The organism is Anaerovibrio sp. (assembly GCF_045637405.1).
Lineage (GTDB): Bacteria > Bacillota > Negativicutes > Selenomonadales > Selenomonadaceae > Anaerovibrio.
Genome location: NZ_JAZTZI010000051.1, coordinates 1 through 1,077, shown reverse-complemented (window position 1 = coordinate 1,077; position 1,077 = coordinate 1). Strand labels below are relative to the sequence as shown.

Here is a 1,077-nt window from a genome sequence, read left to right as displayed (position 1 = left end):
GATTACGCTGAAAAGGCTCAGCAGCAGCTTTTTGAAATTGAAAACTATGATGAGGCAATAGCTTCATTAAATAAAGAAATAGAAGCGGCCCAGGCCAATGCGGAAAAGCTGGCTGAACGTCTCACTTCCTTGCGGGAGCAGGCGGGGGATAGATTGGCCATGGCAATTGAGGACCATCTTCATGCCTTGGGGATGCCTGATGCCAAGTTGGAATTTGCCATTTCATCTGCTCCATTAAACCACTTAGGGGCCGATGCCTTGGATATTCTTTTTTCGGCTAATCCAGGGCAGGAAGCCCGTCCGATTCAGAAAGTTGCTTCTGGGGGTGAGCTGTCCCGGGTAGTATTGGCCATAAAGGCTGTTACTGCTTTTCGGGATGATTCACCAGCCAGCATGGTCTTTGATGAAATCGATACAGGAATTGGTGGCAAAACGGCTCAGATGGTGGCAGAGCGTATTGCCATGATAGCGGCCGGGAAACAGGTACTATGTATTACCCATTTGCCACAGATTGCCTGCATGGCAGATGTGCATTTGTATATTCGTAAGCAGGTAAATAACGGTCAGACCTATACCAGTGTCTTAGCTCTCAGCAAAGGAGAACGGGTTAATGAAATTGCCCGTATGGCCTCTGGTGGTGATTTATCAACAGCATCCTTGGATAATGCCCGGGAAATGCTGGTGAATGCTGAAACCCGAAAACAGCAATATGCAAATGGGCGGTAATATGTTAAAATTACAAGTTAGTGGATAAACTAGTGCACTAACTGGGAGGCTAATGATGTACGAAGACTTAATTGAAACCAAGCTGGATAGTGAGAATATATATGATGGCTATCTCTTGCATATAAAAAAAGATAAGGTACGGCTCCCCAATGGTGGAGAAGCCTATCGGGAATGGGTGAAACATCCTGGTGCAGCGGCAGTTATACCCTATACGGACCAGGGAGAAGTTATCTTGGTTCGTCAGTACCGTTATCCCATTGATGAAGTAACCTTAGAAATTCCAGCCGGGAAGCTGGATGCTGCGGGGGAAGATCCTCTGGAGTGTGCTAAACGGGAGTTAAGTGAGGAAAC

1 protein-coding gene and 1 pseudogene are annotated in these 1,077 nt (G+C 46.7%); both read left to right on the top strand.

All coding sequences use genetic code 11. The features are described 5' to 3' along the window. Window positions 1-726: pseudogene (locus tag ACKI5G_RS03720) on the top strand (DNA repair protein RecN); the annotation flags it as partial. A 55-nt stretch (window positions 727-781) separates the two neighbouring features. Next, the coding region (locus ACKI5G_RS03715) for an NUDIX domain-containing protein (RefSeq protein WP_407397764.1) at window positions 782-1,077 on the top strand (296 nt) is incomplete at its 3' end.